27 protein-coding genes are annotated in these 26,896 nt (G+C 67.5%); 15 read left to right on the top strand and 12 right to left on the bottom strand.

What is annotated here, in order from left to right:
* The first annotated feature begins 60 nt into the window (after positions 1-60).
* The gene (locus ACSVDO_RS00715) at positions 61-2,478 is read left to right on the top strand and encodes a TonB-dependent siderophore receptor (protein WP_489594589.1); all 2,418 of its coding nucleotides are present in this window, start codon (positions 61-63) and stop codon (positions 2,476-2,478) included.
* 13 nt (positions 2,479-2,491) lie between these two features.
* Here the strand turns inward: ACSVDO_RS00715 and ACSVDO_RS00720 are convergent, their stop codons facing one another.
* Positions 2,492-3,418, bottom strand: coding sequence for a LysR family transcriptional regulator (locus tag ACSVDO_RS00720; protein WP_489594590.1), 927 nt, complete (start codon positions 3,416-3,418; stop codon positions 2,492-2,494).
* 121 nt (positions 3,419-3,539) lie between these two features.
* Here ACSVDO_RS00720 and ACSVDO_RS00725 point away from each other — a divergent pair, with 121 nt between their 5' ends.
* Positions 3,540-3,944: a Rid family hydrolase gene (locus ACSVDO_RS00725; protein ID WP_489594591.1), complete on the top strand. Its 405-nt coding sequence runs from the start codon at positions 3,540-3,542 to the stop codon at positions 3,942-3,944.
* Here the strand turns inward: ACSVDO_RS00725 and ACSVDO_RS00730 are convergent.
* From ACSVDO_RS00730 to ACSVDO_RS00760, 7 genes are all read right to left on the bottom strand, one after another.
* Entirely contained in the window at positions 3,941-4,864 is a 924-nt protein-coding gene (locus ACSVDO_RS00730; protein WP_489594592.1) for an SMP-30/gluconolactonase/LRE family protein, read from the bottom strand. The two genes, ACSVDO_RS00725 and ACSVDO_RS00730, sit on opposite strands and share 4 nt — an antisense overlap.
* A gap of 23 nt (positions 4,865-4,887) precedes the next feature.
* Complete coding sequence (locus ACSVDO_RS00735; RefSeq protein ID WP_489594593.1) at positions 4,888-5,775, bottom strand: amidohydrolase family protein; 888 nt, start codon at positions 5,773-5,775, stop codon at positions 4,888-4,890.
* Positions 5,776-5,777: 2 nt separating this feature from the next.
* Positions 5,778-6,734 carry a tripartite tricarboxylate transporter substrate binding protein gene (locus ACSVDO_RS00740; protein WP_489594594.1) on the bottom strand — a complete coding sequence of 319 codons (957 nt, stop codon included), beginning with the start codon at positions 6,732-6,734 and terminating at the stop codon, positions 5,778-5,780.
* 45 nt (positions 6,735-6,779) lie between these two features.
* Positions 6,780-7,769: a Bug family tripartite tricarboxylate transporter substrate binding protein gene (locus ACSVDO_RS00745; RefSeq protein ID WP_489594595.1), complete on the bottom strand. Its 990-nt coding sequence runs from the start codon at positions 7,767-7,769 to the stop codon at positions 6,780-6,782.
* A gap of 68 nt (positions 7,770-7,837) precedes the next feature.
* Positions 7,838-8,767 carry an NAD(P)-dependent oxidoreductase gene (locus tag ACSVDO_RS00750; protein ID WP_489594596.1) on the bottom strand — a complete coding sequence of 310 codons (930 nt, stop codon included), beginning with the start codon at positions 8,765-8,767 and terminating at the stop codon, positions 7,838-7,840.
* Entirely contained in the window at positions 8,764-9,450 is a 687-nt protein-coding gene (locus ACSVDO_RS00755; RefSeq protein WP_489594597.1) for an RraA family protein, read from the bottom strand. Before ACSVDO_RS00755 ends, ACSVDO_RS00750 begins: the two co-directional genes overlap by 4 nt.
* A gap of 180 nt (positions 9,451-9,630) precedes the next feature.
* Positions 9,631-10,635, bottom strand: coding sequence for a tripartite tricarboxylate transporter substrate binding protein (locus ACSVDO_RS00760; protein WP_332537804.1), 1,005 nt, complete (start codon positions 10,633-10,635; stop codon positions 9,631-9,633).
* A 204-nt stretch (positions 10,636-10,839) separates the two neighbouring features.
* Between ACSVDO_RS00760 and ACSVDO_RS00765 the strand changes: the two genes are divergently transcribed.
* The 7 genes from ACSVDO_RS00765 (at position 10,840) to ACSVDO_RS00795 (ending at position 18,088) form a co-directional block, all read left to right on the top strand.
* The gene (locus ACSVDO_RS00765) at positions 10,840-11,589 is read left to right on the top strand and encodes an IclR family transcriptional regulator (protein ID WP_332537808.1); all 750 of its coding nucleotides are present in this window, start codon (positions 10,840-10,842) and stop codon (positions 11,587-11,589) included.
* A 226-nt stretch (positions 11,590-11,815) separates the two neighbouring features.
* Positions 11,816-12,517 (top strand): TorF family putative porin, encoded by a 702-nt coding sequence (locus tag ACSVDO_RS00770; RefSeq protein WP_332537805.1) that lies wholly within the window; start codon positions 11,816-11,818, stop codon positions 12,515-12,517.
* A 43-nt stretch (positions 12,518-12,560) separates the two neighbouring features.
* Positions 12,561-12,899, top strand: coding sequence for a P-II family nitrogen regulator (gene glnK, locus ACSVDO_RS00775; protein ID WP_175505503.1), 339 nt, complete (start codon positions 12,561-12,563; stop codon positions 12,897-12,899).
* A gap of 32 nt (positions 12,900-12,931) precedes the next feature.
* Positions 12,932-14,380, top strand: a complete 1,449-nt coding sequence (locus tag ACSVDO_RS00780; RefSeq protein ID WP_332537806.1) for an ammonium transporter — start codon at positions 12,932-12,934, stop codon at positions 14,378-14,380.
* A gap of 226 nt (positions 14,381-14,606) precedes the next feature.
* Positions 14,607-15,722: a glycolate oxidase subunit GlcE gene (gene glcE / locus ACSVDO_RS00785; RefSeq protein ID WP_489594598.1), complete on the top strand. Its 1,116-nt coding sequence runs from the start codon at positions 14,607-14,609 to the stop codon at positions 15,720-15,722.
* Positions 15,723-15,747: 25 nt separating this feature from the next.
* Positions 15,748-17,001 (top strand): glycolate oxidase subunit GlcF, encoded by a 1,254-nt coding sequence (glcF, locus tag ACSVDO_RS00790; protein WP_332548172.1) that lies wholly within the window; start codon positions 15,748-15,750, stop codon positions 16,999-17,001.
* A gap of 115 nt (positions 17,002-17,116) precedes the next feature.
* The gene (locus ACSVDO_RS00795) at positions 17,117-18,088 is read left to right on the top strand and encodes a ProQ/FINO family protein (protein ID WP_489594599.1); all 972 of its coding nucleotides are present in this window, start codon (positions 17,117-17,119) and stop codon (positions 18,086-18,088) included.
* Positions 18,089-18,152: 64 nt separating this feature from the next.
* Here ACSVDO_RS00795 and ACSVDO_RS00800 read toward each other — a convergent pair whose 3' ends face one another.
* From ACSVDO_RS00800 to lplT, 3 genes are all read right to left on the bottom strand, one after another.
* A complete protein-coding gene (locus ACSVDO_RS00800; protein WP_332681363.1) occupies positions 18,153-18,656 on the bottom strand; it encodes a glutathione peroxidase in 504 nt (167 codons plus the stop codon).
* A gap of 35 nt (positions 18,657-18,691) precedes the next feature.
* Positions 18,692-19,618, bottom strand: a complete 927-nt coding sequence (locus tag ACSVDO_RS00805; protein ID WP_489594600.1) for a DMT family transporter — start codon at positions 19,616-19,618, stop codon at positions 18,692-18,694.
* Between the two features lie 65 nt (positions 19,619-19,683).
* Positions 19,684-20,976, bottom strand: coding sequence for a lysophospholipid transporter LplT (gene lplT / locus ACSVDO_RS00810; protein ID WP_332548175.1), 1,293 nt, complete (start codon positions 20,974-20,976; stop codon positions 19,684-19,686).
* A 133-nt stretch (positions 20,977-21,109) separates the two neighbouring features.
* On the opposite strand from lplT, the gene alr reads away from it, so the two are divergent.
* Positions 21,110-22,204, top strand: a complete 1,095-nt coding sequence (gene alr, locus ACSVDO_RS00815) for an alanine racemase (protein WP_489594601.1) — start codon at positions 21,110-21,112, stop codon at positions 22,202-22,204.
* 187 nt (positions 22,205-22,391) lie between these two features.
* Here the strand turns inward: alr and ACSVDO_RS00820 are convergent, their stop codons facing one another.
* The gene (locus ACSVDO_RS00820; RefSeq protein ID WP_489594602.1) at positions 22,392-22,823 is read right to left on the bottom strand and encodes a MarR family winged helix-turn-helix transcriptional regulator; all 432 of its coding nucleotides are present in this window, start codon (positions 22,821-22,823) and stop codon (positions 22,392-22,394) included.
* Positions 22,824-22,902: 79 nt separating this feature from the next.
* Here ACSVDO_RS00820 and ACSVDO_RS00825 point away from each other — a divergent pair, with 79 nt between their 5' ends.
* The 5 genes from ACSVDO_RS00825 to ACSVDO_RS00845 all read left to right on the top strand — a co-directional run bounded on the left by ACSVDO_RS00825 (position 22,903) and on the right by ACSVDO_RS00845 (position 26,839).
* Positions 22,903-23,697 (top strand): siderophore-interacting protein, encoded by a 795-nt coding sequence (locus ACSVDO_RS00825; RefSeq protein ID WP_489594603.1) that lies wholly within the window; start codon positions 22,903-22,905, stop codon positions 23,695-23,697.
* Positions 23,698-23,727: 30 nt separating this feature from the next.
* Entirely contained in the window at positions 23,728-25,113 is a 1,386-nt protein-coding gene (gene radA, locus ACSVDO_RS00830) for a DNA repair protein RadA (RefSeq protein WP_489594604.1), read from the top strand.
* Positions 25,114-25,183: 70 nt separating this feature from the next.
* Positions 25,184-25,618, top strand: a complete 435-nt coding sequence (locus tag ACSVDO_RS00835) for a glycerate kinase (RefSeq protein WP_332536954.1) — start codon at positions 25,184-25,186, stop codon at positions 25,616-25,618.
* 35 nt (positions 25,619-25,653) lie between these two features.
* The gene (locus tag ACSVDO_RS00840) at positions 25,654-26,592 is read left to right on the top strand and encodes a branched-chain amino acid transaminase (RefSeq protein WP_332536956.1); all 939 of its coding nucleotides are present in this window, start codon (positions 25,654-25,656) and stop codon (positions 26,590-26,592) included.
* 40 nt (positions 26,593-26,632) lie between these two features.
* A complete protein-coding gene (locus ACSVDO_RS00845; RefSeq protein WP_332536957.1) occupies positions 26,633-26,839 on the top strand; it encodes a zinc-finger domain-containing protein in 207 nt (68 codons plus the stop codon).
* Positions 26,840-26,896: the final 57 nt, after the last annotated feature.

Consider the following 26,896-nt stretch of genomic DNA (forward strand, 5'->3'; position numbering starts at 1 on the left):
CCTGCCTGCGTGCAGATCAGCCACAGCCTGAAAAACCAACGCAGATCCGCAGGACAGCAAATGAAAACAAGACAGTTGAGGGGCGCCTTCGCGGGCGCGGCATTGCAGCGCAACATCCGGGCCTGGCAGCCCGCGGGCACGGCGCTAGTCGTCGCCGCCGCGCTGGCACTGATGGCGGCGCCCGCGCAGGCGCAGCAGGCGCTGGCATTCGACATTCCCGCCCAACCGCTGGCGGGCGCCTTGCGCGCGTTCTCGCAGCAGGCCAGGCACCAGGTGCTGTTCGACCAGCAGGTCGTGGCCGGCCGTTCGGCGCCTGCCGTGCAGGGCCGCCAGACGCCGCGCCAGGCGCTCGATCGCCTGCTCACGGGAACCGACGTGCAAGTCATCGATTCGGAACCCGGAGCGTTCACGCTCAGGGCCGTTCCCAAGGAGCCATCGGCGTCGGCCGAGCATGCGCTGGCCGTGGTGTCGGTCTCGGGCAAGGCCCCGGGCTCGACCACCGAGGGCACGGGCTCGTACACCACCTTTTCGACCAGCAGCTCGACGCGGCTGAACCTCACGCCGCAGGAGACGCCGCAGTCGGTCACGGTGATCACGCGCCAGCGCATGGACGACCAGCGGCTCTACAGCCTCGGCGATGTGCTGGAATCCGCCGTGGGCATCACGATGAAGCCCTTCAGCCTGGGCTCGGACAGCCCGCAGATGTGGGCCCGTGGCTCGAGCATCACCAACTTCCAGGTCGACGGCGTGCCCACCGCCGCGGCGATGAGCAACTACCTGCAGAGCACGGCGATCTACGACCGCGTGGAAGTCGTCAAGGGCGCCACCGGCATCATGAGCGGCGTGGGCACGCCCGCCGCCACGATCAACATGATCCGCAAGCGGCCGACCAAGGAAGCGCAGACCCAGATCAGCGCCGATGCCGGTTCCTGGTCGCGCCGTGGCGCCGGCGTGGATATCTCGCGCCCGCTCAACGAAGACGCTTCGGTGCGCGCGCGTCTGGTGGCCGACTACAAGCGCGACGGCGCCTGGGTGGACAACTACCAGCAGGACTACGCCACGCTGTACGGCATCGCCGAGGTCGATCTGGGCCCGCGCACGCTGCTGACCGCGGGCTTGAGCCACATCACGCGCAACACCAACTCCCCCATACGCGCGTTCTGGGAGGTCTACACCAACGGCCAGCCCACGGGCGCGTCGCTGGCGAACGGCGCGTCGCCGGACTGGGCCTTTTACGATCACAAGGTCGACAACGTCTTTGGCTCGGTCGAGCACCGATTCGATTCGGGCTGGAGCGCCAAGGCCGAGCTGACCCATGGCCGCTACAGCTATGAGTCGTTCATGGCTTCGCCCGTCAATGCGGTGAACCAGGCGACCGGCCTGGGCGGCAGCACGCAGATGATCCACTGGGCCAGCGCCGTCGAGCAGACCAGCCTGGATGCCTATGCCACGGGCCCGTTCACGCTGTTCGGGCGGCGCCATGAGCTGATAGGCGGCGTCACGCTGTCGCGCCTCGAGCAGGAAAGTCCGGGCTATGCGTCGCCGCGCCAGGCCATCAACGACATCTTCAACTGGACCAACGAGGTCGCCAAGCCCACGTCCGCCTCGACCGGTCGCTCGACGTCTCAGGAACACCAGTACAGCGCCTACCTCAATTCGCGGCTGCAACTGAGCGATGCCACCAGCCTGCTGCTGGGCAGCCGCTTCACCAACTGGAAGCAGGAACGTGACTCGCTGAGCTACGCCAGCGGCAATGTGACTGCGGTGCGCCTGCGCGAAGACGGCATCTTCGTTCCCTATGTGGGCCTGGTGCATGCGCTCAACGACACCTATTCGCTCTACTCCAGCTACACCAAGATCTTCAATCCCCAGCCCGACTATGTGATCGACCTCAACGGCGACCGGCTGGCGCCCGAAGAGGGCATCAGCTACGAAGTCGGCCTCAAGGGCAGCTTCTACGAGGGCGCGCTGAACTCCAGCCTGTCGCTGTTCCGCACCCAGCAGGACACGTTCCCGGTGTGGGACGCGGCAACGCGCACCTATACCGCGATAGACGACACCATCACGCAGGGCGTGGAAGTCGAACTGGCCGGCGAGATCGCTCGCGGCTGGCAGATGGCCACCGGCTACACCTTCAGCAAGACGCGCGACAAGGACGGCCAGCGGCTGATGACGCGCATTCCGCTGCACACCTTCAAGCTGTCCACGACCTACCGCCTGCCCGGCGACTGGAACCGGCTGACGCTGGGCGGCGGCGTGCATTGGGAAAGCAAGACCGGCGACCCGCTGGCCACCTATACCCAGCAAGGCTATGCGCTGCTCAATCTGATGGCGCGCTATGAGGTCAGCAAGCAGCTGACGGTGGCGGCGCATCTCAACAACGCCTTCGACAAGCGCTACCTCTCGGGCGTGTCGGATACGCGCGGGCTTTATGGCCCGCCGCGCAACTTCATGGTGTCGATGAAATACCGCTTCTGAGCGGACTGGCGTTCTACCCGACAGGGCGGCGCATGACCGGCGCGTGCCGCTCCAGCAGCGCCGCGACCCAGGTGATGAACGCGCGCAGCTTGGCGCTCACATGGCGCTGCGGCGCATAGGCCAGATAGAGCGGCATGGGCGCCATCTGCCAGTCTTCGAACAGCGGCACGAGTTCGCCGCTGTCCCTGTGGGCCCTGGCCATGTATTCGGGCAGCCACAGCACGCCCATGCCGGCCACGCCGGCGGCGATATAGGCGTTGCCGTCGTCCACCGACAAGGCGTGGCGCCCGCGCACTTCGAGGCGTTCGTCGCCGCGCTGCATGGCATAGGACGCGGCCCTGCCGTGGCGCGCCCAGTGAAAGCCGACGATGCGCTGGTGCGTGCCTTCGAGTTCGCGCGGGTGGGTGGGCACGCCGGCCAGCGCGAGATAGCGCGGCGCGGCGTAGACGCCCAGCGGCAGGTCGGCGACATGGCGCTGGATCAGCGACTGGTCTATCAGCTCCCCGCCGCGCAGCACGCAGTCGACGTTCTCGCCAATGATGTCGACCATGCGGTCGCTCACGCCCAGGTCGAGCTGGATCTCGGGGTGGCGCGCATGGAAGTCGGGCAGGGCCGGCACCAGGATCAGCCGCGCCAGCGGGCTGGGCACATCGACGCGCAGCCGGCCGCGCGGCGATTGCGCGCCGCCCGACAGGCTGGTCTCGGCGTCGTCGACATCGGCCAGCACGCGCCGCACGCGCTCGTAATACGCGGCGCCGTCGGCCGTGACGTTGACCTGGCGCGTGGTGCGATGCAGCAGCTTCACGCGCAGCCGGGCTTCAAGCTGCTGCACCAGCTGCGTGACGCTGGTCTTGCTCATGTGCAGCGTCATTGCGGCCTTGGTGAAACTGCCGGTTTCCACGACGCGCGCAAAGGCCTGCATGGCGTCAAAGCGGTCCATTCGTAATCCAGATTCCGTGATGATTGTTTGGATTTTACAAACAGTGATGCACAGGCTTGCTGGTTTATCGACGCGGTCGCGGCCCCTAAAGTGGGCGCATATCCACTGAAGAAAGAACCCCATGACGCAACGCGATGTGGTCTTCCCGCCGGGCCGCCAGGCGCTTTATGAACGCAACCGCTATTCGCCCGCGGTGCGCGCCAACGGCATGCTGTTCGTCTCGGGCCAGGTCGGCAGCCGCGAGGACGGCTCGCCCGAGCCCGGACTCGAGGCCCAGGTGCGGCGCGCGTTCGCCAACCTCAATGCGGTGCTGGGCGCGGCCGGCTGCACGTTTGACGATGTGGTCGATGTCACGGTGTTCGTCGTCGACCCCGAAGCGAACTTCGAAACCATCTGGAAGATCGTTCCCGAGTTCTGGGGCCAGGCGCCTTATCCCACGCTCACCGGCGTGGGCGTGACCTGGCTTTACGGCTTCCAGTTCGAGATCAAGGTGATTGCCAAGCTGCCCGAGGCCGCAGCGGTCTAGCTGGCGCGGCCCGCATGCAGCGCCAGCCCCGGCGTCGCCAGCGTGGCGCGCAGGATGCGGCCGTGCGTGGAATCGGTCACATAAAGCGTGCGCCGGTCCGCGCCGCCGAACGCCAGATTGGTGGTTGAACTGCCGGCCACCCCGCGCAGCACTTCGACCGGTTCGGCGCGTGCGTTGAGTACCCAGACATAGCCCAGGCCGGGGTTGGCGATCAGCAGCTTGCCTTCCTCATCAAGGGCCAGGCCGTCGGGGCCGCTGGGGCCGTACGAGGTGAAGAACTGGCTGACCTTGGCGACGCTGCCGTCGGGCAGCAGCGGCACGCGCCAGACGCAGTTGCCGCGCGTGACCGCGAGGTACAGCACGCGGCCGTCGGGCGACAGCGCGACGCCGTTGGGGCTGGGCACATTGTTCAGCAGCAGATCGAGCTGACCGTTCGGGCGCAGCCGGTAGAGCCGGCCGCTGGGGTCGTGCAGGCCGCTCTGGCCCTGGTCGGTGAAATACAGATTGCCTTCGGCGTCGAAGACCAGGTCGTTGACGCCCTTGAAGCGCTCGCTGTTGCGGCGCTCGAGAAACGGCGTGACCTGGCCGCTGGCGACATCGAGGCGCATCAGCCCGTTCTTGTAGTCGGTGATCAGCAGCGTATCGGCATCGAGGAACTTCATGCCGTTGGGTTCGCCGTCGTACTCGGCCACCAGGCTCCATGCGCCTTGCGCGTCTATGCGGAAAATGCGGCCCCAGGGGATGTCGCTTACATAGAGGTTGCCGGCCGCGTCGAACACCGGGCCTTCGAGAAACGAATCGGTGACCGCGCCGCCGCGGTTGGCGTCGGCCCAGGCGCTGCGCTCGCTGCGCCGCAACGCCTGCGGCATGGACGTGAACAGCTCCAGCTCACGGACTTGGGGGGATTGCAGCAGGAACATGGGAAGCACTTTCTTGGCAGGAGTCAGGCGGCATCGAAGCCATAGAGCCGCGCGGGGTTGTCCACCAGGATACGGTCCATGGCGGCATCGGAGCCGGTCCAATGCTGGAGCAGATCGACGAGATCGGCGTCGTTGACCGTGCCCGCAACTTCGGTGGTGTGCGGCCAGTCGCTGCCCCAGACCAGGCGCTCGGGCGCGGCCTGGACCAGCGCGCGGCCCAGCGGCAGCGTGTCGGCATAGGTCGGGCCGTGCACGGCCGACCGCATGTACGCGCCCGAGAGCTTGACCCAGGTGTGGCCGCCGTCGAGCAGCGCGCGCAGCGCGCGATAGGCCGGCGCCGACGGCCCCTCGGCCGGGTCTATGCGGCCCATGTGGTCTATCACCAGCGGCACGGGCAAGGCCTGCAGCACGGGCGCAAGCGCGACGATCTGGTCGGGGTGGGCGAACAGCTGGAGATGCCAGGCCGATCCCGCGAGCTTGTGCGCCAGCGTGACCAGCATCTGCTGCGTGGTCGTGCCCCAGGACTGGGGCGAGACGAAGTTCACGCGCAGGCCGCGCACGCGCTGGGCGTCGAGGCTGGCCAGTTGCGCGTCGCTCACGTCCTGGTCCACCACGGCCACGCCGCGCGCGCCGTCGCCGAGTTCGCGCAGCGCGTCCAACGTGCAGGCGTTGTCGGTGCCGTAGGTCGACGGCGTGACCACCACGGTACGTGACGTGCCCAGCCGCTGCTGCAGCTGGCGATAGTCATCGACGCGCGCCACGGGCGGCGTGCGCTTCCAGTGCGCCGAAGGCGCGAACGCGGGCGCGAAGATATGCATGTGGGCATCGCAGGCCTGCGCGGGCAGCGGGCGCGCGGGGCGGTTGATGCCCGCCGAATGCGGCACGGGTTGGAGCAACTCGGGCAAGGCCATTTTCAGTCCTGCTTGATGTCGCCCTTGCGCACGACTTCGCCCCACTTGGCATCTTCCTTGCCGAGGAAGGTGGCGAACTCCGCCGGGGTGGAGCCCACGGGCTTCGCGCCCAGCTCGTCGAGACGCTGCTTGACCACGTCTTCCTTGAGCACTTCGACCAGCGTCTGCTGCAGCTTGCCGGCGATGGCCGCGGGCGTGCCCGCAGGCAGGAACACGCCGTTCCATTCGTAGACTTCATAGCCGGGAATCACGGTTTCAGCCACGGTGGGCACATCGGGCAGGCGCTTGCTGCGCTCGGGCGACGAGACCGCGAGCGCGCGCAGCTTGCCACCTGTCACCAGTGACTGCGACGCGGCGACGGTGCTGAACATGAAGTCGACCTGGCCGCCGATCACGTCGGCAATTGCCGGGCCGCCGCTCTTGTAGGGCACATGCACCATGTCGAGCTTGAGCTGCTGGCGGAACAGTTCCGACGCCAGGCGCTGCACCGTGCCGCTGCCGCCCGATGCGAAGTTGATCTTGCCCGGCTGGGCCTTGGCCTTGGCAATCAGGTCGCCCACGTTCTTGAACGGCGAGTTGGCGGGCACGATCATCACGTTGGGCGCGAGCAGCACCAGCGACAGCGGCTGCAGCGCATTCGCGGCATAAGGCATCTTGGGGAACAGGTGCGGATTGATCGAATAGGGGGTCGCGTCGTAGAGCATGGTGTAGCCGTCGGCCGGCACCTTGGCCACGTAGCTTGCGCCAATCGTGCCGCTCGCGCCCGCGCGGTTCTCCACGATCACGCTGGTGCCCAGCTTGGTTCCCATGTGCGATGCCAGCAGGCGCGCGACCGCGTCGGCCGCGCCGCCGGGTGCATAAGGCACGACGATGGTGATGGGACGGTCGGGAAAGGCCGCATGCACGGTGGCGGCGGCGAGGGCGCAGGCGGCTATAAGGGTCTTGGCGAAAGCATGCATTTTTGTCTCCTCACTGGATAGGGGCGCGCGGCGGGCAGCCGCGCGTCAGTTGGTCTGCAGGTTCAGATCCTTGGCGATCTGCGAATAGGTCGTGATTTCACGGCTGATCTGCACGGCAAACGTATTGCCGCAGGTCGATGCGGCGTCCAGTCCCAGGTTGCGCAGCTTCTGCACCGCGGCTTCGCTTTTGGCGAACTCGGTGGCCAGGCGCTCGAGCGCCTGGGCGATGGGCGCGGAGATGCCCGCCGGGGCCAGCACGCCATACCAGGCATCGGCCGAATAGTTGCCGCCGCCGGCTTCGGCAAACGTAGGCACATCGGGCAGCAGCGTGGAGCGCTGGGGCGAGGCCACGGCCAGCGCCGACAGCTTGTCGCTGCGGATCTGTGGCAGCACCGAGCCCAGCGTCGCGAACGAGCTGTCGATCTGCCCGCCCATCAGGTCGGTGATCACGGGCGCCGCACCTTTGTAGGGCACATGGTTCAGGTCTATGCGCTGGGCGCGCGCGAAGATTTCGGTCGCGAAATGGCCCGAGCTGCCCGCGCCCGCGCTGCCGGCCGTGAGGCGGCCCGGCTCCTTCTTCGCCTTGTCGATGTACTGGCCCAGCGTCTTGATGGGCAGCGACTTGCCCACGACCAGCACCGTGGGGCTGGTGGCGACGGTGCAGATGGGGCGGAACGAACGCTGGGGGTCGAACTTCACCTGGCTGCTGTACAGCGCGGGAATCATCGAATGGTTGGTTGCGGCGAACAGCAGCGTATAGCCGTCGGCGGACGCGCTGGCGACGGCCTGGGCGGCGAGAATGGTGTTGGCGCCGGGCTTGTTTTCGACCAGGAAAGGCTGGCCCAGCGCGCGGCTGGCGTGGTCGGCGAAGGCGCGCGCGACGACATCGGTGGGGCCGCCGGCGGCAAAGCCCACGACCAGCTTGACGGGCTTGGCGGGAAAGGCCTGGGCCTGGGCGACCGCGGGCAGGCCGGCCGCCGTCAGCGCTGCCGCGGCAAGCGCCCGGACGGCCTGGGTCTTGTATTGCTTGAACATTTCTTGTCTCCTGGTTTCAACCGACGGCGCCGCGGGCCCGTCACACGCCCGCGGCGATGGAGGCGGCGTCAGTGCGCGGCCGCGCTGGCGCGCGCCAGCACCTGCAGCAGGTTCTTTGCCGCGCCCACGCCCATGTTGACGTAGGCATCGCTGGTCACGCCGCCGATGTGCGGGCTCAGCACGAAGTTCGGCTCATGCTGGAACGGATGGCCCGCGGTCATGGGCTCCACCGCAAAGCTGTCCAGGCCCGCGGCCAGCACCTCGCCCGAACGCACGCTTTCCAGCAGCGCGGCTTCGTCGATCAGGCCGCCGCGCGCGGTGTTGACCACGATCACGCCGCGCTTGCATTGCGCCAGCGTGGCGGCGTTGAGCAGGCCGCGGTTGTCGTCGGTGAGCGGGCAGTGCAGCGAGATCGCGTCGGCCTCGCGCCAGATGGTTTCGAGGTCCACGCTGTGGATGTAATCGGGCAGGTTGCGCGCATAGGGATCGAAGCCGATCACGCGCATTCCCAGCGCATCGGCCATGCGCGCGAAGCGCAGACCTATCGCCCCCAGGCCCACCAGGCCTATGGTGCGGCCGCCCAGTTCCAGGCTCTTGTGCGTGGCCTTGTCCCAGTGGCCGCCATGCATGCGCGCATTGAGTTCGACCACCGACTTGGCGCAGGCCAGCAGCAGCGCCAGCGCCTGCTCGGCGACGGCCGCGGCGTTGGCGCCGACGGCGGCGACGACTTCGATGCCGCGCGCCTGGGCCGCGACCTTGTCTATGGTGTCCGTGCCGCTGCCGTGCTTGGAGATCACCTTGAGCGCAGGCGCGGCGTCCATCACGGCCGCGCCGACCTTGCCGTAGCGCACGATGATGGCCACGGGGTCGTGCGCGCGGCACAGTGCGACCAGGCTTTCCTCGGTGGGCGTCTTGCCCGCATAGACGAGCTCGTGGCCGGCCAGCAGTGCCTGCGCCTGCGGTGCGAGATCGGCACCGGTGATGAGGATGGTGCTCACAGCGACTCTCCGTCCTTGAGCACGCCGGCGGCGCGCAGCGCGGCGGGCAGCCACTTGGAGGCGGTGTCGCCGCGCGCGATGGCCTCGATGCGTGCGGCTTCGTCGGCGACCTTCTTGTCGGCCAGGGCCAGCATGGCCTGCGCCTTGGCGCGCTCGATCACGACCACGCCGTCGGCGTCGCCCACGACCAGGTCACCGGGGTGGACGCTGGCGCCGCCGGCGGAGATGGGGTGATTGATGCGGCCGGGCACGTACTTGGTCGGGCCAGCCGGGTTGAAGCCCGCGCTGAACACCGGGAAGTCGAGGTCGAGGATTTCCAGTTTGTCGCGGATCGCGGCGTCGACGATCACGCCGGCCAGGCCCAGCTTCTTGCAGGCGCTGAGCATCAGCGTGCCCATCAGCGCGGCCGTGAGGTCGCCCTTGCCGTCGATCACCAGCACGTCGCCGGGCTGGGCCAGCGCGATCGCGGCATGGATCATCAGGTTGTCGCCGGGGCGCACTTCGACGGTGAACGCCGGGCCCGCGACTTTCATGTCCTGGTGCACGGGCGCGACGCGGCCGTGCATGGTGCCGCGGCGACCGGCGACATCGGCCAGGATCGCGGCCTGGAAGCTCGCGGCTTTTTGCACGACGTCGGCGCCCACGCGTTCGATGTCACGGATGATTTCTGGAAGTTGGTTCATGCTGCGGTCCGTTGGAAAGGAAGAGATGCGGGAAGCGCCAGGCAGGTTTTGCGGACGTGGCTATCCCTTGGGCGGGCGCGCCGTCTGGCACGCGTCGCCTGGGTCGGTGAATCAGTGAGGGGGCGGGAAACGGCGCCCTGGCCGTTGCCGCGGCAGCGCCCGGAACCGGGCGCCGGGGTATCAGTCCAGGCCCGCGCCCGAGTCCTTGACGATCTTGGCCCAGCGCGGGATTTCCGTCTTGAGCAGCTGCTGGAAGGTCTCGACCGAGCCGCCCAGCACATCGCCGCCCTCGAAGCGCAGGCGCTCGGCGGTATCGGCCTGGGCCAGCGCCTGGTTGATCGCCTTGTTGAGCTGCTGCACGATGGCCGGCGGCGTGCCTGCGGGCGCGAGCACGCCGAACCAGGTGATGGCCTCGAAGTCCTTGTAGCCCGACTCGGCCAGCGTGGGCGTCTGGGCCAGCTGTGTCGAACGCTTCTTGGAGGTGACCGCGACGGCGTGCATCTTGCCGTTGCGCACCTGGCCGATCAGCGTGGGAATCGCCGACATGTAGAGATCGATGTTGCCGCTGACCACATCGGTCAGCGCCTGGGCCGCGCCCTTGTAGGGCACATGGCGCAGCTTGATGCCGGCCGCATCCTGGGCCAGCTCGCCCGCGAGGTGGGCCACGGTGCCGTTGCCCGAGTAGCCCAGCGTGATGCCGTCGGGCTTGGCCTTGGCCGCGGCGACGACATCGGCAATGGTCTTGTAGGGCGAGGTGGCGGCCGTGACCATCACGATGGGCGAGGACGAGACCAGCGCCACGGGCGTCAGGTCCTTGAGCGGGTTGTAGGGCAGCTTGGCGTAGAGCGCGGGGTTGATCGCGAGGTTGCTGGTCTGGCCCATGACCAGCGTATAGCCATCGGGCGCGGCCTTGGCCGCGGCATCGACGCCCAGGTTGCCGCCCGCGCCGGGACGGTTGTCGATCACCACCGTCCACTTGTTCATGTCGGTGAGCTTTTGCGCGACGGTGCGCGCAATCATGTCCGTGCCGCCGCCCGGAGGAAAGGGCACGATCAGGCGGATGGGCTTGCTGGGGTAGGCGGCTTGCGCCTGCGCGCTGGCGAAAGGCACGGCGGCGGCGGCCAGGCCCAGGGTGGCGGCGCAAAGAGGCGCGAACAGCGCGCGAAGGCGAGGTGTCGATGTCATGTCTTGTCTCCGTTGATTTATTTATCCGGCTAGCGCAGCGGTGCCGCGGTAGTTGGACGCAGTTTAAAAAAACGTTTCAAGGCATACAATGGCGTTTCGTACAATGAAACGCATTGCACCATGAAGCCTGATTCCAACCCTCTGAAAGCGCCTGCCGTGCGCCAGCCGCGCGCCACCGCGCCGGCCCCGCAAACTCCGCCGGAAATGGCTGCGGCGGTGGAAGATCCCGCGGCTTCGAACGGTTTCGTCACCGCGGTCTCGCGCGCGCTGCAGCTGCTCGAGGCCTATGCGCTGGGCGAGTCCAATCTGTCGCTGGCCGAACTCAGTCGCCGCTGCAACCTGCACAAGACCACGGTGCTGCGGCTGGCGCGCACGCTGGCCCACCATGGCTACATGGTGCAGCGCGAAGACGGCGACTGGCGCCTGGGCCCGGCCGCGGGCTGGCTGGGCGCGCGCTACAAGGCCGGCTTCGACGTGCAGAACGTGCTTGAGCCCGCGTTGCGCGCGCTGACGCTGGCCTGCGGCGAAAGCACGGCGTTCTATGTGCGCGAAGGCAATGCGCGCATCTGCATCATGCGGGTCGAAGGCCCGCAAGCGCTGCGCCACCATGTGCGCATGGGCGAGGAGCTGCCGCTCGACAAGGGCTCGCCGGGGCGCGTGATCCTGGCGTTCTCGGGCGAGCCCGGCCAGCCCTACGAGCAGATCCGCGAGCGCGGCTTCCACCATTCCATAGGCGAGCGCGAGCAGGGCGTGGCGACGGTCTCGGCGCCGGTGTTCGGCATGCACTGGCGGCTGTTCGGCTCGGTCTGCATCTCCGGGCCCGCGTCGCGCCTGCCCGAGTCCAAGCTTGAAACCATGGCGCAGATGCTGCTCAAGACCGCGAACCAGCTGTCGTATGCGCTTGCGGGCACGACGGGCACCTCGGCGGTGCGCACTTCGCACTGGCACCCGTGAGCGGGTGGCCGCGCCGCGGGCCTGGGCGGCCCCGTGCGGCCTTGCCGTCCATTTTGGTGCATCCCCGCCATGGCGCGGCGCCCGGTTTCTGCACCAATACGGTGCGATCGCCTGGTCCGGCTGCGCCGCGTCCCGGCCCATGCACCGTGGCGACGTAGATCAAGCCCGGTTGGCACAGTTCATGCTTTTCACCGTTTGTCGAAAATTTTTACAACTGGAGAGCCTCATGTCCCGTGCTTGGATGAAGACCGTCGGTGTTGCTTTTGTCGCCGCTCTGCCCATGTTGGCCAGCGCCCAGCTGACCGCCAATGTCAGCCTGACCAGCAATTACAAGTTCCGTGGGCAGGACCAGGATGCCAGCCGCACCAAGGCGGTCAAGCCTGCGCTGCAAGGCGGCTTCGACTACAGCTTCGGCGAGTCCGGCTGGTACGTGGGCAACTGGAACTCCAGCGTCGACTGGGTGCCGGGCAACTCGCTTGAAAGCGACTTCTACGGCGGCTACAAGTTCGAAGCCGGCGGCGTGGCCTGGGATCTGGGTGCGTTGAGCTACGTGTACTCGGGCGGCAGCGTCGCCAACACGACCGAGCTGTACGCGGGCGCCGGCTTCGGCCCGCTGACCGCCAAGTATTCGCACACCGTGTCGAAGAAGTACTTCGGCTTCGAAGGCGGGCGCAACACCGGCTACTTCAACCTGGCGTTTGCCCAGGAAGTCGCCCCCAAGGTGACGTTCAAGGCGGCCGTGGGTTACACCCGCTTCGCCAGCGACGTCCAGGGCGTGCCCAACTATGTCGACTACAGCGTGGGCGCGGCCTACGACTTCGGCGACGGCCTGTCGCTCGGCGGTGCACTGGTTGGTGCCAACAAGAAAAACTTCTTTGGCGATGTGAACAAGAACCGCTTTATTGTCACACTGACCAAGGCCCTGTAACCGCGAGGGCGCCCGGCGCGCCCTCCCCCCGGAGGAATGAATCATGAAAATGGTGACCGCCATCATCAAACCCTTCAAGCTCGATGAAGTGCGCGAAGCACTTTCCGACATCGGCGTGCAGGGCATTACCGTGACCGAAGTCAAAGGCTTTGGTCGGCAAAAAGGCCATACTGAGCTGTACCGCGGCGCGGAATACGTGGTCGACTTTCTGCCCAAGCTGAAGATCGAAGCCGCGATCGCCGACGACATGGTCGACCGCGCGCTCGAAGCGATTGAAGCCGCAGCCCGCACCGGCAAGATCGGCGACGGCAAGATCTTTGTCTCCCACCTCGAGCAGGTGGTGCGCATCCGTACCGGCGAGACCGGCCAGGAAGCCCTTTAAGGCCTGCGTTCGTACCGATCAGAAAGATTGACATGAAAAAACTGCTTGCTTCCCTTTGCCTGGGCCTGAGCCTGCTGTCGGGCGGTGTCGCCCTGGCGCAGACTCCGGCTGCCGAGGCTCCGGGCGTCGCCACGCCCGCGGTGACCGCCGCTGCCGAACCCGCTGCCGCGGCTCCCGCGCCCGAAGCTGCGGCTGCCCCGGCTGCGGCTGCTGCGCCGGAAGCCGCTGCGGTGGCGGCCCCGGCTGCCGCCGAGGAAACTCCCGTGCTCAACTCCGGCGATACCGCCTGGATGCTGACTTCGACCGTGCTCGTGATCCTGATGATCATCCCCGGCCTGGCGCTGTTCTACGGCGGCCTGGGCCGCTCCAAGAACATGCTGTCGGTGCTGATGCAGGTCTTCGTGATCTTCTCGCTGATCACCGTGCTGTGGGTGGTCTACGGCTACACGCTGGCTTTCGGCGGCGAAGGCAAGTTCTTCGGCGGCTTCGACAAGCTGTTCCTCAAGGGCATCACGGCCGACACGCTGTCGAGCGCGCTCAAGACCATTCCCGAATATGTGTTCGTGTCCTTCCAGGCCACGTTCGCGGCCATCACCGTGGCGTTGATCGTCGGCTCGTTCGCCGAGCGCATCAAGTTCGCCGCCGTGCTGATCTTCGCCGTGCTGTGGTTCACGTTCAGCTACATCCCCATGGCCCACATGGTCTGGGGCGGTGGTCTGCTGGCGGCTGACGGCGCGCTGGACTTCGCTGGCGGCACCGTGGTGCACATCAACGCCGGTATCGCCGGTCTGGTCGGTGCCTACGTTCTGGGCAAGCGCCTGGGCTTCGGCAAGGAATCGATGGCCCCGCACAGCCTGACGCTGAGCATGGTCGGTGCCTCCTTGCTGTGGGTGGGCTGGTTCGGCTTCAACGCCGGCTCGGCAGGCGCCGCCAACGGCATCGCCGGTCTGGCCTTCGTCAACACCATCGTCGCCACCGGCGCCGCCACCCTGTCGTGGCTCGCTGCCGAAGCGCTGCACAAGGGCAAGGCGTCGATGCTGGGTGCGATCTCGGGTGCGGTCGCCGGCCTGGTGGCCATCACTCCCGCCGCCGGTTTTGTCGGTCCCATGGGCGCCATCGTGATGGGCCTGATCGTCGGCCCTCTGTGCGTCTGGGGCGTCGGTGGTCTCAAGCGCATGCTGGGTGCTGACGATGCGTTCGACGTGTTCGGCGTGCACGGTGTCGGCGGCATCGTCGGCGCGATCCTGACCGGCGTGTTCTGCGCAGCCAGCCTGGGCGGCATCGAGCCAGCGAACTACTCCATGGGCCACCAGGTCTGGGTCCAGGTCAAGAGCGTGCTCGTGACCCTGGTCTGGTCCGGTGTCGTGGCCTTCGTGTCCTACAAGGTGGCGGATCTTCTGGTGGGCCTGCGGGTCAGCGAAGAAGAAGAGCGCCAAGGTCTGGACATCAGCTCGCACGGCGAAACCGCCTACGTGCGCTAAAGCCCGGGCTGCGGCCCGGCACAGACGGCCATGTCTGGTGGCATGGCCGTCCTACCTCTCTCATTGCGAATACCAGGTTCTCCTCGGACACTGGAACTTCGGCCCACCCTCCGGTGGGCTTTTTTTTTGCCGCCCGCGCGCCAGCGTGCAACGTTCACAACGGGCGTGCAAAAAATTCACGCAGGCGCGCTGGTCGTTGCACGGCCCCTGACGCTACGATGGCGGCATGGATTCAGCCCTCAGCCAGATCACCGCGCGCGTGCGCGCCGCCGTTGCCGACCAGACCCCGTTGCGCCTGCGCGGCGGCGGCAGCAAGGACTTTCATGCGCACGCGCTGACCGGGGAGGTCGTCGACACCCGCGAACTGCAGGGCGTGGTCAGCTACGAGCCCAGCGAGCTGGTCGTGACCGCGCGTGCGGGCACTTCGCTGGCCGAGCTGCAGTCGTTGCTCGCCGACCACGGTCAATGCCTGGCGTTCGACCCGCCGCATTTCTCCCAGGGCGCGACCGTCGGCGGCATGGTTGCCGCAGGCCTGAGCGGCCCGGCGCGCGCCAGCGTGGGCGCGGTGCGCGACTATGTGCTGGGCGTGGAGATACTCAACGGCCGCGCCGAGCTGCTGCGCTTTGGCGGCCAGGTGATGAAGAACGTCGCCGGCTATGACGTGTCGCGGCTGATGGCCGGCTCCTGGGGCACGTTGGGCCTGATCACCGAAGTCAGCCTCAAGGTGCTGCCGCAGGCGCGGGGCGAGGCCACGCTGCGCTTCGAGTGCAGCCAGGCGCAGGCGCTGCAATGGCTCAACAACTGGGGCGGACAGCCGCTGCCGCTCAATGCGAGCTGCTGGGTCGAGGATGCGGGCAAGGGCACTTTGTTCCTGCGTCTGCGCGGCGCCCAGGCCGCGGTGCAGTCGGCCTGCCAGACGCTGGGCGGCGAGCGCCAGGACAATGCCCAGGTGGCCGCGGATTGGGATGCGTGCCGCGATCACCGTCTGCCCTGGTTCAACGACCGGCTGGCCCGGCCCGAGCTTGCGCTGTGGCGCCTGTCGGTGCCGGCCCAGGCGCCCGTGCTGGCGCTGCCCGAAGGGGCGATCGGCCCGCTGGTCGAATGGCATGGCGCGCTGCGCTGGGTGCAGGCGCCGCGCAGTCTCGGTCCCGCGCTGCAGGCGCTCGCGGCCCGGGTCGGCGGCACGGCGCAGATGTTCCACGCCGAAGCCACTCCCGTGGCCGCGGCACATGCCGCGCCAGCGCCCATGCAGCCCGCGCTCGCGGCGCTGCAGGCGCGTCTGCAGCAGGCCTTTGATCCGGCCGGCATTTTCAACCCCGGGCGGCTGCTGCCGCTCGCCTGAGCCAGGTCTTCAGAAGACATTAGCCATGCAAACCCAACTCGCCCCCGCCTACCGCGGCACGCCCGATGGCGCCGAGGCCGAAGCCATTCTGCGCAAATGCGTGCACTGTGGCTTCTGCACCGCGACCTGCCCGACCTATCAATTGCTGGGCGATGAACTCGACGGCCCGCGCGGCCGCATCTACCTGATCAAGCAGGTGCTCGAAGGCCAGACGCCGACGCGCGCCACGCAGCTGCACCTGGACCGCTGCCTGACTTGCCGCAACTGCGAAAGCACCTGCCCCAGCGGCGTGCAGTATGGCCATCTCGTCGACATCGGCCGCAAGGTGGTCGATGCCCAGGTCGAGCGTCCCGTGGGCGAACGCCTCACGCGCTGGGCGCTCAAGGAAGGCCTGTCCTCGCCGCTGTTCGGCCCGGCCATGAAGCTGGGCCAGGCCGTGCGCCCGCTGTTGCCCAAGGCACTGCAGGCCAAGGTCACGGCGCCGCTGGCGGCCGGTGCCTGGCCCACGCGCGAGCATGCGCGCAAGGTGCTGCTGCTGGCCGGCTGCGTGCAGCCCGCGATGCTGCCGCGCATCAACTTTGCAACGGCGCGCGTGCTCGACGCGGCCGGCATCCAGACGGTGATTGCCCCCAAGGCCGGCTGCTGCGGCGCGGTGAAGTTCCACCTCAACGACCAGGACGGCGCAAAGGTGCAGATGCGCGCCAACATCGACGCCTGGTGGCCCCAGGTCGAAAGCGGCGCGGTCGAAGCCATCGTGATGAATGCCTCGGGCTGCGGCGCGACCGTGAAGGATTACGGCCATGTATTGCGCGACGATCCCGCCTATGCGGACAAGGCCGCGCGCATCAGCGCGCTCACGCGCGACCTGAGCGAGCTGCTGCCCGAACTGCTGCCCGAGCTGGCCCAGCGCCTGCAGGGCCGGATCGAAGCGCCCGCGGGCGTGATGGCGTATCACCCGCCCTGCACGCTGCAGCACGGCCAGAAGCTGCGCGGCGGCGTGGAAACCTACCTCGGGCAGCTGGGCTTCCAGCTGCGCGTGGCGCGCACCGAGTCGCATCTGTGCTGCGGCTCGGCCGGCACCTACTCGGTGCTGCAGTCCGAAATCTCCGGCCAGCTGCGCGAACGCAAGCTCGGAGCGCTGGGCGAAGCCTGCGGCGAGGCGCCGCCCGTGGCCATCCTCTCGGCCAACATCGGCTGCATCACCCATCTGCAAAGCGGCACCGAAGTGCCCGTGCGCCACTGGATCGAAGTGCTGGACGAAGCACTTCCCGCGCATTGATTGTGTGGCCTGCGGGCCGCATTGCGGCCGCGGCAGAGACAACGCCACTGTGCGGCGATTGCCAATGCTGGCATGATGCGAGGTTGTCTTTTATTTCACTGAGCTGCGCTACGCCATGACTGATCCCGTGTCTGAACCACAAGAACAGAATGCTGCGACCCCGGCCACCGGGGACGTCCCCGTTGCCGCCGCCTCGCAGGCTGACACCGGCGCTGATGCTTCCGCGGCCGGCACCCCGGCGGCCGGCGCCCCGGCCGCTGATTCTTCCCGTCCCCCTCGCAGCCGCGGCGGCCGTAGCCGTGGTGGCCGCGGCCGTGGCGGCAACGCCGGCGCGCAGGCGCCCGTGGCCGACCGTGCGGCCCAGCGCCCTGCGCAGCGTCCCGCTCAGGAAGAGCGCACGCCCCGCAGCCAGCATCCGCTGCTGCTGAAACTGGCCACGCTCTACCCCCAGCTGTTCGGCGAAACGCCCCAGCCCATGAAGCGCGGCATTTTCCAGGACCTGCTGGATGCCCAGCCCGAAGCTTTCGACCGCGATGGTCTCAAGGTCGCGCTGTCCATCCACACGCGTTCGTCGCGCTACCTCACGGCCGTGGCCGCGGGCCAGCCGCGCCATGACCTGCAGGGCCAGGCCGTCGAGGCGATGGCGCCCGAGCATGTGCACCACGCGCTGCTCGAAGTGTTCCGCCGCCGCCAGCAGCGTTCCAACGAGGACCTGCGTCCCAAGCTGGTCAACCGCATCATCCAGGCATTCGAAGCCTCGGGCCTGAGCCGTGAAGCCTATGCCGAGCGCGTGCAGACGCGCGACGACGCAACCAACGCCCTGGTCGATGAAGCGCTGGCGCAGGCCGCCGAGCGCGCGGCCAAGGACGAAGCCCTGCTGCGCGCCTTCGAGGCCAGCGGCCAGGACATCGCCGCCTTTGCCGACATGTACGGCATGGTCGCGCGCACGGTCGCCCAGACCGTCGAGCGCGCGCGCCGCCGCAAGGCGCTGGTGGCGGAGACTGCTGCGGCAGCCGATGCTGCGGCGGCCGATGCTGCGGCGGCCGAAGCCGCTGCTGCCGAGGCACCTGCGGCCGACGCTGCCTGATCTGCCGCGGCCGCAAGGCCTGCGCGCCATCAAGCCCTGTGCGCGCCAGCGTCCAGGGCTTTTTTCATGCGGCGTTCAATGCCGCTTCGATGTCCTTGGCGAGCTTGGCCGGTGCATCCTGGGGCGCATAGCGCTGCAGCACCTGGCCGTCGCGGCCCACCAGGAACTTGGTGAAATTCCATTTGATGGCCTTGCTGCCCAGCAGCCCCGGCGCCTGGGCTTCGAGCCAGCGGTACAGCGGGTGGGCGCCGGCGCCGTTGACCTCGATCTTCTGCATCAGCGGAAACTGCACGCCGAAATTGCGTTCGCAGAAAGTCGCGATCTCGTCGGCGCTGCCCGGCTCCTGGTGGCCGAACTGGTTGCAGGGAAAGCCCAGCACCGTGAGGCCCTGACCGGCGTACTGCGCATGCAGCGCCTGCAGCCCCGCGTACTGGGGCGTGAAGCCGCAGGCGCTGGCGGTATTGACGATCAGCAGCACGCGGCCCTGGTAGCGCGACAGCGGCACTTCGTTGCCCTGGATGTCGGTGGCGGTGAAGTCGTTGATCGAAGTGGCTTGGGTGTAGCCCATGGAATGTCCTTTGCAGTGCAGCACGGGCTGCAAGCTTAACCCTGGTGGCCGGCGAGCGGTTGTGCGCCTATGCGCTGGCCCGGTGCGCGCGCGCGCGCCGTGGCCGCCAGCAGCGCGGCCAGCAGGATCAGCGCGCCGCCGGCGAGCGTGCGCGCGGGCAGCTCGGCCGAAGCCAGCCAGACCGCGGAGACGCTGGCGAACAGCACTTCGGACAGCATGACCACCGAAGTGACGCTGGCCGGCAGCCGCGTCGCGCCATATTGCAGCGCCCAGTTGCTCAGCAGCATCAGCAGCGCCATGGCGCCGGCGATCAGCAGCCAGGGTGCGTGCGGCGCGGGCAGGCCGGGCGCCAGGCCCAGCGTCCAGGCCAGCGCCGCGGCCGCGGCGCCCATGAGCGTGCAGCCGGCAAACATCGCCAGCATCCGCGCCTGCCCGGGCAGCGCATGCATGCGGCGCAGGTTGACGTTGGTCAGCGCGAACATGAAGCCGCCGAGCACGGCCAGCCCGTCGGCCAGCGACAGGCCGGTGAACAGGCCCTGGCGCGCGCCGTCGGCCGGCAGCAGCACCAGCACCACGCCGGAAAAGGCCAGCACCAGCCGCACCAGGGCCATCGGCGTGGGGCGTTCACCCAGCAGCTTCCAGGCCAGCAGCACGGCCCAGGCGGGCATCAGATAGAACAGCAGGATCACGCGCACCACGTCGCCCACGGTCACGGCCCAGTTGAATGCGACATTGGTCAGCCCCGAACTCAGCGCCAGCAGCAGCAGCACCGGGTGGGCCAGCGCGCTGCGCCAGCTGCCCGGGCGCAGCAGCAGCAGACCGACCAGCGCCGCCCCATACATCAGCGCCGTGGCCCAGAGCGGGTGCAGGCCGGCCGCGTGCAGCTGGCGCAGCGGCCACCAGGAAAGGCCCCAGATCAGGGCGTTGAGCAGCAGGGCCAGTATGGGCAGGGGAGAGCGCATGGGAAGCAGACGTGGAAACGGCCAGCGCCTGCCTTGGCAGGCAGGCGCTGGCCGTTGGGGAAAAATCAGTGGTTGTCGTCCTGGCGGGCGATCTTGCGCAGGCGCACGACTTCGCGCGGGTAGCGGCGGCAGTTGTAGGCATGCCAGCGGCCAATGCACCACATGATGCCGGCGACGGCCACGCCAAACAGCGTGATCGCGCCGAACGCCGACAGTCCGAGCTTGGTCGACAGGCTGTAGAACGCGCCCAGCAGCAGGATGCAGGCCTGTTCGTTGAAGTTCTGCACGGCGATGGAGCGGCCCGCGCCCATCAGGTTGTGGCCGCGGTGCTGCAGCAGCGCGTTCATGGGCACGACCAGGAAGCCGCCCAGCCCGCCCAGCAGGATCAGGAACGGCACGGCGATCCAGATGGTGTCGATGAAGTTCATGCAGATCACCAGCACGCCCATGGCAATGCCCAGCGGGATCACGCGGGTGGCGGTCTCGAGCTTCATGTAGGTGGAGGCGGCAACCGCGCCCACGGCCGTGCCTATGGCGACCACGCCGACCAGCGATGACGCCTGCGTGGTGCTGTAGCCCAGCGCCGCGGCGCTCCAGGCGAGCACGATGTAGCGCAGATTACCCGAGACGCCCCAGAACAGCGTGGTGGTCGACAGCGAGATCTGGCCCAGCTTGTCGGTCCACAGGCGCTGGCTGCAGTTCCAGAAATCGGGCAGCAGCGCCAGCGCATTGCTCAGCAGGCTTTTGCTCGGGTCCTGGCGCAGCGGGCGCATGGCGACGCCGGTCAGCGGAATGCGGGTGTTGATCCAGGCGGCAAGCACGTAGACCAGCACCAGCGCGGCAATCGACGCTTCGGCGGCGTTCTGCACGCCGGGCAGGTTCAGCGACAGCAGATAGCCCGACAGCACCGGCCCGACCAGCTGGCCGCCGAGCAGCACGCCCAGGATGATCGAGGTGATGGTCAGGCCTTCGATCCAGCCGTTGGCCTTGACCAGCTGCGACGCGGGCAGCAGTTCGGTCAGGATGCCGTACTTGGCGGGCGAATAAGCGGCCGCGCCCAGGCCGACGACGGCATAGGCCATCAGCGGATGGTGGCCGAACAGCATCATCAGACAGCCCACGACCTTGATCGCGTTGCTGAAGAACATGACGCGGCCCTTGGGCAGGGCGTCGGCGAATGCACCGACAAACGGCGCGAGTATCACGTAGAACAACGCGAACATGGGCACCAGCGCGGCACGTTGCCACTCGGGTGCGCCGCCGGTGCGCAACAGCTCCACGGCGGCCACGAACAAGGCATTGTCGGCCAGCGAGCTGAAAAACTGCGCCGACATGATGGTGTAAAAACCGCGCTTCATTGAATGGCTGGAACGGACATCAGCAAAGCCTTTGCCGGGATATTGTTGGACTCAAACGCAGTAACGGTTGGTTATAACACGCAGCTTTCGCTCAGCAATGCCAGAATTCCCTCTCTCTGATTGCTTCTGAACCATGCCGCGTCCTATCCTTGCCACCATCCATTCCGGCGCCTTGCGCCACAATCTCGAGCGCGTGCGCCAGGCCGTGCCGGATGCCAAACTGTGGGCGGTCATCAAAGCCAATGCCTACGGGCACGGTATAGAGCGCGTTTTTGACGCGCTGCGCGGCGCCGACGGCTTTGCCTTGCTGGACCTTTCCGAGGCCGAACGCGTGCGCCAGCTGGGCTGGCGCGGACCCATCCTGCTGATCGAAGGCGTGTTCGAGCCGCGCGATCTGGAGCTGTGCTCGCGCCTGGGCCTGTGGCATGTCGTGCATTGCGACGAGCAGATCGACTGGCTGGCCGCGCACAAGACCCAGGTCGGCCACCGCGTGTTCCTCAAGATGAACTCGGGCATGAACCGGCTGGGCTTTCCTGCCGCGCGCTACCGCTCGGCCTGGGCAAGGCTCAATGCGCTGACACAGGTCGATGAAATTTCGTTCATCAGCCATTTCAGCGACGCCGACGGCCCGCGCGGCGTGGGCCACCAGCTCGCGGTCTTCCACGAGGCCACGCGCGACCTGCCCGGCGAGCGCAGCCTGTGCAACAGCGCCGCCACGCTGGCGCTGGCGGCGGACGCACAGGTGCGCTGCGACTGGGTGCGCCCGGGCATCGTGCTCTACGGCAGCGCGCCCGACTACCCGCTGCACAGCGACCAGGACTGGGCATTGGAGCCCGCAATGACGCTGACCACGCGCGTGATCGGCGTGCAGCAGCTGCAGGCCGGCGATACGTTGGGCTATGGCTCGACCTTCACCGCCGAAGGACCGATGACGGTGGGCGTGGTCGCCTGCGGTTATGCCGACGGCTACCCGCGCTCCTGCGGCACGGACACGCCGGTGCTGGTCAACGGCCAGCGCACGCGCGTGCTCGGGCGCGTCAGCATGGACATGCTCAATGTCGACCTGACGCCGGTCGAAGGCGCGGGCATGGGCAGCGAAGTCACGCTGTGGGGCAAGGCGTCGACGGGCGAGCGCCTGTCGATAGACGAAGTCGCGCGCGCTGGCGGCACGCTGGGCTATGAGCTGATGTGCGCGGTGGCGCCGAGGGTGACGGTGATTGTTGATTGAGAGAGGGCCGTTCAACCTTCGACGCGGCCGGCGAGGCAGGCTCAGCGCGAACGGGGTTTCGAAGCCCGCTCGGTTCGGCCTCTGCCGTTCGCCCTGAGCCTGCCGAAGGGCGTTTCAGGGCGTGGCGCAAATTGCCCTGCTGAAGAACCTGCTCCCCTGTGTTGCTCTGGGCCAGCCGCAAAAGCCCTTACTCCGACGCGTGGAGATTCGCCAGCATGCGCGCCAGCAAGCCCTGCAGCACCTGCTGCTCGGCGGGCGAGAAGCCGTCCAGCATCTGGGCGGTGATGCCGCGCCGGCGCGCGCCCATGCCCTCGAACACCGCCTGGCCCGCGGGGCTCAGCTTGAGACAGCGGCTGCGCGCGTCCTGGGCGTGGGGCACGCGTTCAAGCCAGCCTTTTTCCTCGAGCATGCCCAGCAGGCGCGCGATCTGCGCCTTGTCGCTGCCGCTGTGCTCGACCAGATCCTTTTGCGTGCGCATGGGATGGCGGCCGACAAACAGCAGCGCGCGCATCTCGTTGGGCGTGAGTTCGGCCTGCATGGCGGCGCGCATGCGATGGCGGTAGGCATGCATCAGGTCATGCATGGCGTCGAACACATCGGCAGGGTTTTGGGTATTCATCGTGTATTTATAGTTGACAAAATCAACGAGATCGCGGATATTTCGTTGACTAAATCAACATTTTACGCCAGAGGCCTGAATGACTACTCCTTCTTCCGAGACACTGCTGCGCGTCGAGCGCCAGCGCCATCCGTTTGCCGCGCGCCACCTGCAGTTGCTGGCGCGCGAACAAGTCAGCCCCGGCTTCGTGCGCGTGACGCTGGGCGGCCCCGAGCTGGCCGGCTTCGCCAGCACCGGCTTTGACGACCACCTCAAGTTCATCCTGCCCCAGCAAGGTCTGGAGCGCCCCAATCTGCCAGCCATCGTCGACGGCCGCCCCAGCTTCGAAGGCGAGCGCCCGACCACGCGCGACTACACGCCCGTGAGCTGGGACGCGCAGCGCAATGAACTGGTGCTCGAGTTCGCGCTGCACAACACCGGCCCGGCGGCCGACTGGGCGCTCAACGCGCCGCTGGGCCAGTGGGTAGGCGTCGCCGGCCCGCGCGGCAGCCTGCTGATTCCCAAGGAGTTCGAATGGCACTGGCTGCTGGGCGACGAAAGCGCGCTGCCGGCCATCGAGCGCCGTCTGGCCGAGCTGCCGCCCACGGCCCAGGTCACGGTGCGCATCTGCGTGGCCGATGCGCGCGACCAGCGGCCGCTGGCCAGCAACGCCCGCATCGACCTGCAGTGGGTGGATTCGCTGACGGCCGCGGCCGAGCAGCTGGCGCTGCCCGCGGGCGCGGGCTTCATCTGGGCCGCAGGCGAGCACAACGACATGGCGGCGCTGCGCCGCATCGTGCTGGCCAAGCCCGGCGTGGATGCCAAGCGCATGCGCATTGCCGCCTATTGGAAGCGCGGCGAGATCGCCCACCACGCAGAACTCAACGAAGGCTAAGGGCCGGCCCCGGGGCGATATGCTCGCCCCATGGCCAAAGAGAAAACCCAATATGTCTGCAATGCCTGCGGCGCGACCAGCCCGCGCTGGCTGGGCAAGTGTCCGTCCTGCGGGGCCTGGAATTCGCTGATCGAGTCGGTCGCCGAGTCGGCCAGCGGCGGCAAGAACCGCCTGAGCGCACCCCAGGGCTATGCGGGCCTGGCCAATGCCCAGCCGGTCACGCCGCTGTCGGCGATCGAAGCCACCGATGTGGCGCGCACGCCCAGCGGCATCGATGAGCTCGACCGCGTGCTCGGCGGCGGCATCGTCGAAGGCGGCGTGGTGCTGATAGGCGGCGATCCGGGAATCGGCAAGTCGACATTGCTGTTGCAGGCGCTCGATGCGCTGCACCGCAAGGGCCTGCCCACGCTGTATGTCACCGGCGAGGAAAGCGGCGCGCAGATCGCGCTGCGCTCGCGCCGCCTGGGCCTGGACAACAGCCAGGTGCAGGTGCTGGCCGAGATTCAGCTCGAGAAGATTCTCGCCACGCTTGAAGCCAACCAGCCCGCGGTGGTGGTGATCGACTCCATTCAGACCGTCTATTCCGACCAGCTGTCTTCGGCGCCGGGCTCGGTGGCCCAGGTGCGCGAATGCGCGGCGCATCTGACGCGCGCCGCCAAGACCACGGGCATCTGCGTGGTGCTGATCGGCCATGTGACCAAGGAAGGCGCGCTCGCCGGCCCGCGCGTGCTCGAGCATATGGTCGACACCGTGCTGTACTTCGAGGGCGACACGCACAGCAACTTCCGCCTGGTGCGCGCGATCAAGAACCGTTTTGGCGCCGTCAACGAGATCGGCGTGTTCGCGATGACGGAGAAAGGCCTCAAGGGCGTGACCAACCCCAGCGCGATCTTCCTGAGCCAGCATTCCGAGCCCGTGCCGGGCAGCTGCGTGCTGGTCACGCTCGAAGGCACGCGGCCCATGCTGGTCGAGATCCAGGCGCTGGTCGACCAGGGCGGGCCCAGCCCGCGCCGGCTCTCGGTGGGCCTGGACAAGGACCGCATGGCGATGCTGCTGGCGGTGCTCAACCGCCATGCGGGCGTGGCCTGCGCCGACCAGGATGTGTTCGTCAACGCGGTCGGCGGGGTGCGCATCAACGAGCCTGCAGCTGACCTGGCAGTGATGTTGGCGATCACTTCGAGTCTGCGCGGCAAGGCGTTGCCGCGCGGCTTCTTCGCGTTTGGCGAAGTCGGGCTGGCCGGCGAGGTGCGGCCCGCGCCGCGCGGCCAGGAACGGCTCAAGGAAGCCGCGAAGCTGGGCTTCACCCTGGCCGTCGTGCCCAAGGCGAATGCGCCGAAAAAGGCGATTCCCGGGCTGACGATTCACGCCGTGGAGCGCGTCGACGAGGCCATGAACATCGTGCGTGGAATCAGCTGACGCGCGGTTTTCAGGGGTATACGCACTCACCACAACCCCAAAGTCCAGCGTCCATAAGACAATTGCGGCCATGAATTTGCGCAAAATCTGGGTCCCGGTGGGACTGGCAGTGCTGTTGATCGCTGCCCATCAAACTTACGGCTGGCTGGGCGTTGCCGCGGCCGGCGGCGGCATCGTCATGTGGCTGCTGCTGCACTTCAACCGGCTGATGTCGGTGGTGCGCAAGGCGTCGCAGCAGCCCATAGGCTATGTCGCCAGCGCCGTGATGCTCAACGCCAAGCTGCGTCCGGGCGTGAACATGATGCATGTGGTGGCGATGACGCGTTCGCTGGGCAAGCAGCAGACGCCGCAGGGCGAGCAGCCCGAAATCTTCCGCTGGACCGACGGCTCGCATTCGCATGTGGACTGCACGTTCGACCACGGCCGCCTCGTGTCCTGGCAGATGTACCGTCCCCCGCAGGACGATGCCCCCACCCCCGCGATAGAACACACGCCCACGCCGTAGAATCTCCTTTTTGCGATCTTGCACAAAGGATTTCCATGAGCTCCGCAGTTCCCTCGATGGCCGACCGTGACGGCAAAATCTGGATGGACGGCCAATTGGTCGAATGGCGTGACGCCAAGGTCCATGTGCTCACGCATACGCTGCATTACGGTTGCGGCGCCTTCGAGGGCGTGCGCGCCTATGAGACCGACAAGGGCACGGCCATCTTCCGGCTCGAAGACCATACCAAGCGGCTGTTCAACAGCGCCAAGATCCTGCGCATGAACATTCCGTTCACCCAGGAGCAGGTCAACGCGGCCCAGGTCGAAGTCGTGCGCGCCAATAAGCTCGCCTCGTGCTACCTGCGTCCGCTGACCTGGATTGGCGACAAGAAGCTGGGCGTCTCGCCCAAGGGCAACGACATCCACCTGATGGTCGCTGCCTGGGCCTGGGGCGCCTACCTCGGCGAGGAAGGCATGGCGCGCGGCATACGCGTCAAGACCAGCAGCTACACGCGCCACCATGTGAACATCACCATGAGCCAGGCCAAGGCGGTGAGCAACTACACCAATTCCATCCTGGCCAACACCGAAGCCCTGGACGACGGCTACGACGAAGCGCTGCTGCTCGACGCGGCCGGCTTCGTGTCCGAAGGTTCGGGCGAGAACATCTTCATCGTCAAGGACGGCGTGGTCGTCACGCCCGACCTGTCGGCCGGCGCGCTCAACGGCATCACGCGCAACACCGTGTTCGCGATCTGCAAGGACCTGGGCCTTGAAGTGCAGCAGCGCCGCATCACGCGCGACGAGGTCTACATCAGCGACGAGGCCTTCTTCACCGGCACGGCCGCCGAAGTCACGCCTATCCGCGAACTCGACCGCATCGCGATCGGCGCGGGCAGCCGCGGCCCGATCACGCAGAAAATCCAGGCGGCCTTCTTTGACATCGTCAACGGCCGCAACCCCAAGTACGCACACTGGCTCACGCTGGTGTAAGCGGTTTTTTTCCCCAGCCCCCCGAGACAAGAGACTCCCCATGACCCAAGCCGTCGTAGAACTGGCCGCCAAAGAACTCAACAGTTATGGCGGCGTGTACTGCCCCAGCCCGCGCGCTGACATGAAGCTGTGGAACAGCCACCCCAAGGTCTACCTGGATATCGCCCATACGGGTGAAGCCAAGTGCCCCTACTGCGGCACCGTGTACCGCCTCAAGGAAGGCGAAGTCGTGGGCCACGGCCACTGACTTTCGCTGTTGAACGGTAGCAAAAGGGGCCTTGGGCCCCTTTTTGTCACCCCGGCT

It is taken from the genome of Comamonas sp. DB36 (genome assembly GCF_057914905.1).

What these genes read in the sequence shown, in the direction of transcription:
- ACSVDO_RS00715 (WP_489594589.1), top strand. Translation starts at nt 61, where the DNA reads ATGAAAACAAGACAGTTGAGGGGCGCCTTCGCGGGCGCGGCATTGCAG.
- ACSVDO_RS00720 (WP_489594590.1), bottom strand. Translation starts at nt 3,418, where the DNA reads ATGGACCGCTTTGACGCCATGCAGGCCTTTGCGCGCGTCGTGGAAACC.
- ACSVDO_RS00725 (WP_489594591.1), top strand. Translation starts at nt 3,540, where the DNA reads ATGACGCAACGCGATGTGGTCTTCCCGCCGGGCCGCCAGGCGCTTTAT.
- ACSVDO_RS00730 (WP_489594592.1), bottom strand. Translation starts at nt 4,864, where the DNA reads ATGTTCCTGCTGCAATCCCCCCAAGTCCGTGAGCTGGAGCTGTTCACG.
- ACSVDO_RS00735 (WP_489594593.1), bottom strand. Translation starts at nt 5,775, where the DNA reads ATGGCCTTGCCCGAGTTGCTCCAACCCGTGCCGCATTCGGCGGGCATC.
- ACSVDO_RS00740 (WP_489594594.1), bottom strand. Translation starts at nt 6,734, where the DNA reads ATGCATGCTTTCGCCAAGACCCTTATAGCCGCCTGCGCCCTCGCCGCC.
- ACSVDO_RS00745 (WP_489594595.1), bottom strand. Translation starts at nt 7,769, where the DNA reads ATGTTCAAGCAATACAAGACCCAGGCCGTCCGGGCGCTTGCCGCGGCA.
- ACSVDO_RS00755 (WP_489594597.1), bottom strand. Translation starts at nt 9,450, where the DNA reads ATGAACCAACTTCCAGAAATCATCCGTGACATCGAACGCGTGGGCGCC.
- ACSVDO_RS00760 (WP_332537804.1), bottom strand. Translation starts at nt 10,635, where the DNA reads ATGACATCGACACCTCGCCTTCGCGCGCTGTTCGCGCCTCTTTGCGCC.
- ACSVDO_RS00765 (WP_332537808.1), top strand. Translation starts at nt 10,840, where the DNA reads ATGGCTGCGGCGGTGGAAGATCCCGCGGCTTCGAACGGTTTCGTCACC.
- ACSVDO_RS00770 (WP_332537805.1), top strand. Translation starts at nt 11,816, where the DNA reads ATGTCCCGTGCTTGGATGAAGACCGTCGGTGTTGCTTTTGTCGCCGCT.
- glnK (WP_175505503.1), top strand. Translation starts at nt 12,561, where the DNA reads ATGAAAATGGTGACCGCCATCATCAAACCCTTCAAGCTCGATGAAGTG.
- ACSVDO_RS00780 (WP_332537806.1), top strand. Translation starts at nt 12,932, where the DNA reads ATGAAAAAACTGCTTGCTTCCCTTTGCCTGGGCCTGAGCCTGCTGTCG.
- glcE (WP_489594598.1), top strand. Translation starts at nt 14,607, where the DNA reads ATGGATTCAGCCCTCAGCCAGATCACCGCGCGCGTGCGCGCCGCCGTT.
- glcF (WP_332548172.1), top strand. Translation starts at nt 15,748, where the DNA reads ATGCAAACCCAACTCGCCCCCGCCTACCGCGGCACGCCCGATGGCGCC.
- ACSVDO_RS00795 (WP_489594599.1), top strand. Translation starts at nt 17,117, where the DNA reads ATGACTGATCCCGTGTCTGAACCACAAGAACAGAATGCTGCGACCCCG.
- ACSVDO_RS00800 (WP_332681363.1), bottom strand. Translation starts at nt 18,656, where the DNA reads ATGGGCTACACCCAAGCCACTTCGATCAACGACTTCACCGCCACCGAC.
- ACSVDO_RS00805 (WP_489594600.1), bottom strand. Translation starts at nt 19,618, where the DNA reads ATGCGCTCTCCCCTGCCCATACTGGCCCTGCTGCTCAACGCCCTGATC.
- lplT (WP_332548175.1), bottom strand. Translation starts at nt 20,976, where the DNA reads ATGAAGCGCGGTTTTTACACCATCATGTCGGCGCAGTTTTTCAGCTCG.
- alr (WP_489594601.1), top strand. Translation starts at nt 21,110, where the DNA reads ATGCCGCGTCCTATCCTTGCCACCATCCATTCCGGCGCCTTGCGCCAC.
- ACSVDO_RS00820 (WP_489594602.1), bottom strand. Translation starts at nt 22,823, where the DNA reads ATGAATACCCAAAACCCTGCCGATGTGTTCGACGCCATGCATGACCTG.
- ACSVDO_RS00825 (WP_489594603.1), top strand. Translation starts at nt 22,903, where the DNA reads ATGACTACTCCTTCTTCCGAGACACTGCTGCGCGTCGAGCGCCAGCGC.
- radA (WP_489594604.1), top strand. Translation starts at nt 23,728, where the DNA reads ATGGCCAAAGAGAAAACCCAATATGTCTGCAATGCCTGCGGCGCGACC.
- ACSVDO_RS00835 (WP_332536954.1), top strand. Translation starts at nt 25,184, where the DNA reads ATGAATTTGCGCAAAATCTGGGTCCCGGTGGGACTGGCAGTGCTGTTG.
- ACSVDO_RS00840 (WP_332536956.1), top strand. Translation starts at nt 25,654, where the DNA reads ATGAGCTCCGCAGTTCCCTCGATGGCCGACCGTGACGGCAAAATCTGG.
- ACSVDO_RS00845 (WP_332536957.1), top strand. Translation starts at nt 26,633, where the DNA reads ATGACCCAAGCCGTCGTAGAACTGGCCGCCAAAGAACTCAACAGTTAT.